This window comes from Actinoplanes sp. TBRC 11911 (assembly GCF_012933445.1).
Taxonomy (GTDB): domain Bacteria; phylum Actinomycetota; class Actinomycetes; order Mycobacteriales; family Micromonosporaceae; genus Actinoplanes.
In genome coordinates this window covers 87,559-96,145 of the sequence record NZ_JABBNC010000042.1, presented here as the reverse complement: position 1 = coordinate 96,145, position 8,587 = coordinate 87,559, and the positions used below count along the sequence as shown (strand labels likewise).

The 8,587-nt window shown below is 69.3% G+C and carries 8 protein-coding genes; 5 read left to right on the top strand and 3 right to left on the bottom strand.

Features of this window, described 5'->3' with window-relative positions; translation table 11 throughout:
- Positions 1-265: adenosylhomocysteinase (locus HH310_RS37795; protein ID WP_211192704.1), on the top strand; the 265-nt coding region annotated here is incomplete at its 5' end.
- Positions 266-333: 68 nt separating this feature from the next.
- Here HH310_RS37795 and HH310_RS37790 read toward each other — a convergent pair.
- Positions 334-720 (bottom strand): MerR family transcriptional regulator, encoded by a 387-nt coding sequence (locus HH310_RS37790; protein ID WP_169180552.1) that lies wholly within the window; start codon positions 718-720, stop codon positions 334-336.
- A 113-nt stretch (positions 721-833) separates the two neighbouring features.
- Here HH310_RS37790 and HH310_RS37785 point away from each other — a divergent pair, with 113 nt between their 5' ends.
- The 3 genes from HH310_RS37785 (at position 834) to HH310_RS37775 (ending at position 4,317) form a co-directional block, all read left to right on the top strand.
- On the top strand, positions 834-2,144 hold the full coding sequence (locus HH310_RS37785; protein WP_169180551.1) for an alpha/beta fold hydrolase: 1,311 nt from the start codon (positions 834-836) through the stop codon (positions 2,142-2,144).
- Between the two features lie 606 nt (positions 2,145-2,750).
- Entirely contained in the window at positions 2,751-3,089 is a 339-nt protein-coding gene (locus tag HH310_RS37780; protein ID WP_169180550.1) for a DUF488 domain-containing protein, read from the top strand.
- Between the two features lie 154 nt (positions 3,090-3,243).
- On the top strand, positions 3,244-4,317 hold the full coding sequence (locus tag HH310_RS37775; RefSeq protein ID WP_169180549.1) for a D-alanine--D-alanine ligase family protein: 1,074 nt from the start codon (positions 3,244-3,246) through the stop codon (positions 4,315-4,317).
- Between the two features lie 10 nt (positions 4,318-4,327).
- Here the strand turns inward: HH310_RS37775 and HH310_RS37770 are convergent, their stop codons facing one another.
- Entirely contained in the window at positions 4,328-5,638 is a 1,311-nt protein-coding gene (locus HH310_RS37770) for an ATP-binding protein (RefSeq protein ID WP_169180548.1), read from the bottom strand.
- 279 nt (positions 5,639-5,917) lie between these two features.
- Here HH310_RS37770 and alr point away from each other — a divergent pair, with 279 nt between their 5' ends.
- Positions 5,918-7,108: an alanine racemase gene (gene alr, locus HH310_RS37765; protein ID WP_248294812.1), complete on the top strand. Its 1,191-nt coding sequence runs from the start codon at positions 5,918-5,920 to the stop codon at positions 7,106-7,108.
- Here alr and HH310_RS37760 read toward each other — a convergent pair.
- Complete coding sequence (locus tag HH310_RS37760; protein ID WP_169180547.1) at positions 7,090-8,583, bottom strand: diguanylate cyclase; 1,494 nt, start codon at positions 8,581-8,583, stop codon at positions 7,090-7,092. The two genes, alr and HH310_RS37760, sit on opposite strands and share 19 nt — an antisense overlap.
- Positions 8,584-8,587 lie beyond the last annotated feature (4 nt).

The window sequence follows — 8,587 nt, the reverse complement described above, 5'->3', positions numbered from 1 at the left end:
CAACCTGGGCAACGCCACCGGCCACCCCAGCTTCGTCATGTCGAACTCGTTCACCAACCAGGTGATGGCCCAGATCGAGCTCTGGACCAAGCCCGGCGAGTACGACAAGCAGGTCTACGTACTGCCCAAACACCTCGACGAGAAAGTCGCGCGGCTGCACCTGGACGCCCTGGGCGTACACCTGACCACACTCACCAAAAAGCAGGCCGAATACCTGGGCGTCGACGTGAACGGCCCGTACAAGCCGGATCACTACCGCTACTGAAAGTCGGTGCCGCGTCGGCCGGCGCCCAGCTAAATGCTGGTGACGACCCAGGCGTCAACGGGGATCACTCACGACGACGGGGCAACCGAGGTGGCGGCCAGTTCGCGTGCCTCGACCGCTCGGCAATGGGCGAGCTGCTGCTCGGCGAGTTTGCGGACCTGCTGCAGCGACGCGATCCGCTCGTCGATGAGCTGGATCCTGTCTTTCAGGCTCGCCTGGGCGCGGGCGTGATCCAGTGAGCCACCGCTCATCTCCTGGGCGAAGACGAGTATGTCGCGCAGCGAGAATCCCAGCGACTTGCCGGACGCGATGAGGCCGGCCGTCTCGATGTCTCTGTCCGTGTATTGCCGGTAGCCGTTCTCACCACGGCTGCCGGAGAAGAATCCGACCTTCTCGTAGAAGCGGATCGTGTCGGTACTGACGCCGACCCGCTTGGCGAATTGACCGATCAGCATCCGTTGAGCCTCCGTTTCAACACGAGCGGCCGGGTGAGGCAGGGATCACCCTGGACCTTGGAGCCTACTCCAAGGTTTACGTTTCGAGTCGATCGACACTCAAGGAGGCCCTGATGGCTGTGACTCATCCGGAACCCGGCCTGGCGGTGGAAGGCCTGGACGGCTTCAGCCACCGCTACGCCGAGGTGAACGGCACCCGTATTCACTACGTGATCGGCGGGTCCGGTCCGGCGGTGGTGCTGGTGCACGGGTTCCCGTTCACCTGGGCGCTGTGGCGTGAGGTGATGCCGTTGCTCGCGGCGCGGGGCTACACCGTGCTGGCGCCCGATCTGCGCGGCATGGGCGACTCCGACCCGGCCGCGAGCGATACGTTCGCCAAGACGAACGTCGCCGAGGACATCCGGCAGATCGTGCTGAGCCTGGGACTTGGCCCGATCAATCTGGTCGGCATGGACGTCGGCGGAATGGTGGTTTATGCGTACGCGTCACGGCATCCCGACGAGGTGCGTCGGCTGGTGCTTTCCGAGACACTGATTCCCGGGTTCGGACTCGACGAGATGATGAACCCCTCGGTCGAGGGCGGCACCTACATGTTCGGCTTCGCCGGACAGGTCGACCTGGCCACCTTCCTCACCAAGGGCAAGGAGGCGGAGTACCTCACGCCGTTCTACCGGCTGACTTCGGTCCGCGAGGACGCTGAGGAATTCGGCGTCGCCACGTATCTGCCGTATTTCACCGGGCCGGACGGTATCCGGGGCGGCTTCCAGCACTACGGCGCGATGATCGCGGACGGCAAGGCCAACCGGGCGGAGTTGACGACCCGGCTGCCCATGCCGGTGCTGGTGCTCAACGGCGACCACGGCTACTACCGGACCCAGCTCCTGGCCGGCGCGCGGCAGGTGGCCGAGCACCTCGAAACCGACGTCATCGCACAGGCGTCGCACGCCTACGCGTTCGACAACCCGCAGGCCACCGCGGCGCGGTTCGGTCGTTTCTTCGCGGTGTCCGAGGTTGAGCGGCTGGTCGTCGTCGACGAGATCCGGCAGTTCATGGCCGGATACGCCTACCACGCCGACCACAAAGAGTTTGACAAGCTCGCTCAGATGTTCGCGCCCGAGGCGACCTTCACCGTCTATGACCCGCAGGGCGAGCAGGTCGCGCAGATGACCGGCCCGAAGGAGATCGAGCACGTCATCGCCGGCAGCGTGGGCGACGCGACAGCAATCCACCACCTGTTCTCGTTCACGACCGAGGTCCACTCGCCGATCTCGGCATCCTCGGTCGTCAACATGGCGGACTGGATCGACGGCAGCACCCTGAAGGTGCGCGGATACGGCCACTACCGAGGAGAGTTCGCCAAGGTCGACGGAGCCTGGCGAATAGAAACGCTCGTGCAGACCCGGCTGCGTACGGACGTGCTCTAAACGCGTCCTAACCGTGGTGACCCGGTCACAGTGTGGCTCCGGTGGCGCGGTGGCGCCAAAGCTGAGGCGCTGTCGTTCGCGCCCGGGCGGTCCTGCTATGTGGACACCGCGGTCACATCACGGATTTTTGTGAACCTTGGAGAGTTGCGCCCACATACGAGCCATAACTCTCCAAGGTTCACCTTCGGCCGGAAGAATGTGCCGGGCGAAAGCCTCGTTACGTGACAAAGGCACTCTCTACAATGGACGCCAGTCCCACATCGCGGACGCTGGGTCCATGATGCGTGCGCGGGTTTCAGCAGGCGGTCGCCCGTCTCACGGAATGGAAGCGCCGCGCAGCCGCGCGCCGAGCCCGCCCGTCCAGCAGCCCAGCCGATCCGACAAATCTCAGGAAATGTCGGATATGCGAGAGGGGTGGCCGGTGACTGGCCGGCCGGCTTCTCGATGATCCGGGTGGCGCGGGTGGCGCGTCCGGCAACGCGGGCGGCGCGGCGGGCGAGAGGACGCGTGGCTCGGTGGACGGCTGGAACATTCGGTGCGGCTGATCGGGCATATCAGCTCCCCTGGAGGCCCTCACGATAGGGCCGGGCGGCCTACGCTGGGGGCGTGACCTTTCGCGTGAAGCGGGTCTACGACGCGCCGTCGCCGGACGACGGGTACCGCGTTCTGGTCGACCGGCTCTGGCCGCGCGGGGTCACGAAGGAGCGCGCGGCGCTCGACCTGTGGGCGAAGGAGGTCGCGCCCAGCACCGACCTGCGGGTGTGGTTCCACCAGCATCCGGACGAGTTCGACGTATTCGCCGAGCGGTACCGGACCGAGCTCGACGCCAACCCGGCAGCGGTCGACCGGCTGCGTGATCTGGCGCCGGTGGTGACACTGCTCTACAGCGTCCACGACCGGGAGCACAACCACGCCGCACTGCTCGCCGAGTACCTGGGGGACTGACGCTGTCCTTTGTGGGCGCGTGAGCAACGCGACACCGTACGTATCGGGCGAAAAGGTGAACTGAGCAACAAGTGGTCTTCCCTTTGAGCACCAGCATCCCGGATGATCCGCGGGCTGGAGAAGCGAAAACAGCTCAAACGTGGAGTGATGCGACGTGACCCCATCTGTCCGGGTTGCCGTGATTTTCGGCGGGCAGAACACCGAGCATGGTGTCTCGCTGAAGTCGGCGGCCAGCGTCATGCAGCACCTCGACCGGGACCGCTACGAGGTCGTGCCGGTGCGGATCACCGTCGAGGGCGAGTGGATCGTCGGCACCGACCGGCAGGCCGGGACGGTGGACGAGTCCACGCTACGGCTGATGACGCCGGACCGGGCCGAGCCGCTCAGCGCGGCGGAGAGCCTGTTCCGGGCGATCGAGGCGATCCGCAACGTCGACGTCGTCTTCCCGGTGCTGCACGGCGCCTTCGGCGAGGACGGCACGGTGCAGAGCGTGCTCGAGCTCGCCGGGGTGGCGTACGTGGGAAGCGGTGTTCTGGCCTCGGCCGCCTCGATGGACAAGGAGTTCACCAAGAAGATCCTGGTGGCGGACGGGCTCACGGTGGCCGGCGGGGTGGTGCTGCGCGACGACGAGCAGGTCGGTGACGGCGATCGGGAGCGTCTGGGGCTGCCGGTGTTCGTGAAGCCGGCGCACGGCGGGTCGAGCATCGGGGTGTCCCGGGTCACCGACTGGTCGGCGCTGGCCGCGGCGGTCGAGGTGGCGCGTCTGTCCGACACGAAGGTGCTGGTCGAGGCCGCGGTGCCGGGGCGGGAGATCGACGTCGGCGTGCTGCAGATGCCGGACGGGCGGATCGTCGCGTCGCCGCCGCTGGAGATCCGGGTGGCGACCGAGCACGGGTTCTTCGACTTCGAGGCGAAGTACGAGCAGGGCATCACCGAGTTCATGGTGCCGGCCGACCTCGAGCCGGGGCACACCAAGCACCTGCAGGAGGAGGCCGTCCGGGTGTTCCGCGCGCTGGGCTGCGCCGGGCTGCTGCGGGTCGACTTCTTCATGGCCGCGGACGGGGCGCTGACCGTGAACGAGGTCAACACGATGCCGGGAATGACGGCCATGTCGCAGTTCCCGCGGATGTGGCAGGCGGCCGGCACCGACTATCCGGCGCTGCTCGACCTGCTGCTCCGCACGGCCCTGGTGAACCGCCGGCCTGCAACGCCGGCCCTGCCGTCCTGAAGAAAGACCCCTAGACGAAGGTCTCGCGACGCCACAACAAGTTGTTGAGCACTTCCAGACCCCGATTCAAGTGGCGGCGGTACGTGCTGAACGGCAACCCGAGCCGTTCCGCCGCCGCCTCTTGAGTGGGCGCGGTCCCCAGATACGTAGCGGTCAGCGCCCGATACGCCTTCAACTCCCGGGGATCCTCCCCCATGGCGTCCAAAGCCGACCGGAGCACCCCGCGCAGCGTCTCGGCCCGGTCACCATGAGCGTCCACACTGGTCACCATGCGGCTGTGCACCAGCGAGTTCACCGCGAGCAGGTCGGGCCGGCGCCACGCCCGCAGCGCGTCCCGCACGGCCGCCTCGAAGTCGGTGCGGGTCAACGGCTCGGCGGCGCCGGCGCTCTCGATCCGGGACCGGACCACCTCGTCGCGCGCCGGGTCACGCCAGCGGAGCTCGGCGCGGATCGCGTGCCGCACGTACGGCCGCATCCGCACCCCCTCCGAGGTCGTCTCGGCGTACGGGAGATCGCACAGCCACCGCAGCAGCGTGACCTGATCGCCGTCCGCGACCGTCGCCCGCAGCAGTTTCTCGGTGGCCAGATCGGCGTACGCGGCGACCTCGACGGCCTCGCGATGCGCGGCGGACGGCAGCTCGCCGATGACCTTGCGGACCAGCGCCTGCGCCAGGTGCAGACGCAGCTGGTCGTCGTCGAGACCGGCGGCGGCCGCCTCGGCGGCGAGGCGCAACGCGAGCGGGTGCCCGCCGGCGACGTCCAGCAGGAACGCGAGCCGGGCGCGCGGCACCGATTCGTGGTCGAGCAGCGCCTCCGCCTCGGCCGGGGCCAGTTCGCCGAGGCGGATGACGCGCAGCACCTCGTGCCAGCCGGGGTCGGCGGTCCATTCGAGGGTCGGGGCGCCGCGGCCGGCGAACACCACGACGGTGCCGACCGGCAGGCCGGGCAGGAACTCCTCGCGCAGCCACATCTCGGCCTGCTGCCACTGCTCGAACTCGTCGAACAGCAGCACCGGGCCGGGGGTGCCGGACAGGCTGAGCGGCTGGGCGGCGAGCACGGCCGCGACCACGCCGATCGGGTCGTAGCGGTCCATCCGCACGATCGGGCGGCCGGCGCGCTCGGCCTCGGCCGCGAACCGGCGCAGCAGCGTCGATTTGCCGATGCCGCCGGGCCCGTGAATATAGCGGAAAGTAAAAGCGCAGTCACCGGTGAGCGCCGCGCGGAACGACTCCATCTCGGCCTCGCGGCCGACGAAGGCCCGGTTCCGCGCGAATCGCAGATATTGCTCCAGGCGGGCGCCCGCGTGCTCCTGTCGAGCCATGGCCGGCACGGGGTTCCCTTCGTTCGTCAATTGAGGCACCTGCGGGATATCGGAATCGGACCGGATCGAGCATAGCCACGGCCGGCGAGCGGAACGTCGCCGCAGGTCCAGACCTTGATCGCGGATACCGGTAAAACCGCAGGTGAACCAATTCGGGGTGATATTGCGAATGTGATGTCGGTTACCAAAGGGCGATTGACGAACGTAACAACTCTCATCTCGGAATAGACACTGTGCGTGTTTCCCCGGTGACAAAAAGAGATGCGGATTGAGCAGTGAATGACCTACAAAGTGAGCACCCCGGTCGGTCAGCATCGACCGAATGTGGATCACTGTGCCCAGCGGGGAGGAATGCCGGTGACGGCGATGGCCGAGGTCGTCGTGGATCTTGACGCGATCGCCCACAACACCAGGCTGCTCGCTTCGCTGGCGGGCCCGGTGATGGCGGTGGTCAAGGCCGGCGGATTCGGTCACGGTGCGCCGGCGGTCGCGCGCACCGCGTTGCAGTGCGGCGCCACCTGGCTCGGCGTCGCCACCGCTGCCGAGGCGCTGGCCCTGCGCGCGCAGGGCATCACCGCGCCCACGTTGTTCTGGCTCTACCCGCCCGGCGAGACCTTCGAGGACGTGCTGCAGGCGGGCGTCGACGTGTCGGCCGCCACGCTCGGCGCGCTGGAGGCCCTCGCCGACGCGGCCGACCGCACCGGCACCGTGGCGAACGTCCACCTCAAGGTCGACACCGGCATGTCCCGCGGCGGCGCCATTCCCGGCGAGTGGGCCGAGCTGTTCGGCTGGGCCCGCAAGTACGAGAACACCGGCTCGCTGCGGGTGCGTGGCCTGTGGACCCACCTGGCCAACGCCGAGCAGCCGCACGACGCGGGCCTGCGCTCGCAGCTCCGCCAGTTCGACGTGGCCCGCGACGCCGCCCGCGCGCACGGCCTCGAGCCGCAGATCCTGCACGCGGGCAACTCGGCGGCCGCGCTGCAGCTTCCCGAGGCGCGCTTCGACCTGGTGCGGGTGGGGATAGCGCTGTACGGCATCGAGCCGATCCCCGGGCGCGACTTCGGGTTGCGGCCCGCGATGAGCGTCCGCGCGCCGGTGGTGCTCACCAAGCGGGTGCCGCCGGGCACCGGCGTCTCGTACGGTCCGGACTTCCACACCGACCGGGAGACCACCCTCGCCCTGGTGCCGCTGGGCTTCGCCGACGGCGTGCCGCGCCAGTCGAACGGTCACGGTGAGTTTCTCGTACGCGGCGTGCGCTGTCCCGTGGCGGGCCGGGTCAGCATGGACCAGGTCGTGCTGGACGTCGGCGACCTGCCGGTGCAACCCGGCGACGAGGCGGTCATGTTCGGCCCGGGTGCCGACGGCGAGCCGACCGCGGGCGAGTGGGCCGCGTGGGCGGGCACGAACGCGAACGACATCCTCACCGGTATCGGCGAGCGGGTGGTGCGCCGCTACCGCCCGGCTCGCTGAGGAAGGCCGCCCGACAACGGGAGGGCGGCCGCCGCCACCTGGTTGCGGCCGGCGTTCTTCGCCGCGTAAAGGGCTCGGTCCGCGGCCCGGATCAGGTCGTCGATGTTCTCGAAATCCGAGGCCACGCCGGCCATGCCCACCGAGACCGTGATGGGATGCCGGCCGATCGGGGCCGCCGCGATCCCCTGGCGGATGCGTTCGGCGATCTGGCGGCCCACCACCGTGTCGGTGTCCGGCAGCAGCACCGCGAACTCCTCGCCGCCGTAGCGGGCCACCAGGTCGCCCGGACGCACCAGGCGGCTCAACCGCGCGGCCACCTCCACCAGGACACGGTCGCCCACGTGATGGCCGTACGTGTCGTTGACGTTCTTGAAGTGGTCGATGTCCAGCAGCAGCACGCCCAGCGGATGCCCGGCCCGCCGCGACCGGGCCGCCTCGGCTCGTAGCGCCTGTTCCAGGAAGCGCCGGCTACGCAACCCGGTCAGCCCGTCGGTGATCGCCGCCCGCCGCTGCGCCGCCACCAGACCGGTCATCCGGGCCAGCACCAGCAGGAACAGGATCATGCAGACGACCGCGGCCACCCGCACGTGCGGCGCGCCGCCGTACGACTGCACCAGCAGCGTCGCCGGCGCCACCATCGCGGCCAGCGCCAGCGTGGTCAGCCGGCCCACGGTGGCGTCCGGGACCGCGGCCGAGGACGCCGCGACCAGCTTCGGGGCGGACGGGTGCAGGACCCCCGCCGCGAGCAGGAAAGCGGACGCCATCCACACCGCGTCGAGGTGGTTACCCGGGCGGTAGGTGCCGTTCAGGGACTGGATGCTGTAGGCCGCGCCGGCGTACAACTCCAGCGCCAGGTGGCCGCCGAGCATCCCGAGCGCGGCCGAGCGGGGCCCGGCGCCGAGCAGCAGGCGCGACCCGACGGTGATCAGCATCAGGTCGCTGACCGGGTAGGCGACCGACACGAACGTCGTCAGGTTCCCGGTGGTCACCGCCATCGTGGGCGCGATGATGAACTCGTACGTGAGATAGGCGGCGCTGACCGCGACGATCGCCGCGTCGACGGCGCTGGCGCCGTCCCAGCCGGGGGTGCGGCGCCGCACGATCAGCAGCAGCGCGCCGGCCATGAACACGTAGTGGCCCAGGTATCCGATGTCCGCGACGCTCGGGTACGAGACCTGGCCCTGGACCAGCGCGAGGAAGTAGAACACCGAGTCGGCGGCGACGGTGCACGACGCGCTGGCCGCCATCAGCAGCATCACCGGCCGCAGCCCCCGGTGCCGCCAGGCCGTGACCAGGCAGGCCACGGTGAGCGTGCAGTAGGCGCTGACGTAGAGCGCGACCTGCGTGCCGGCCGTGGCGCTGCCGAGGCTGACCAGCCACATGTACGCGACGATGACCACCGGAGCGGCCGCCAGCACCACCTGCCACGGGGGCACCCGCCGTGCCGCCACGGCCGCCGCGACCACTTTGCTCATCCTG

Excerpts from the sequence above, each read along its gene's own strand:
- HH310_RS37790 (WP_169180552.1), bottom strand. The coding sequence starts at position 720 with ATGCTGATCGGTCAATTCGCCAAGCGGGTCGGCGTCAGTACCGACACG.
- HH310_RS37785 (WP_169180551.1), top strand. The coding sequence starts at position 834 with ATGGCTGTGACTCATCCGGAACCCGGCCTGGCGGTGGAAGGCCTGGAC.
- HH310_RS37770 (WP_169180548.1), bottom strand. The coding sequence starts at position 5,638 with ATGGCTCGACAGGAGCACGCGGGCGCCCGCCTGGAGCAATATCTGCGA.
- alr (WP_248294812.1), top strand. The coding sequence starts at position 5,918 with ATGACCTACAAAGTGAGCACCCCGGTCGGTCAGCATCGACCGAATGTG.
- HH310_RS37760 (WP_169180547.1), bottom strand. The coding sequence starts at position 8,583 with ATGAGCAAAGTGGTCGCGGCGGCCGTGGCGGCACGGCGGGTGCCCCCG.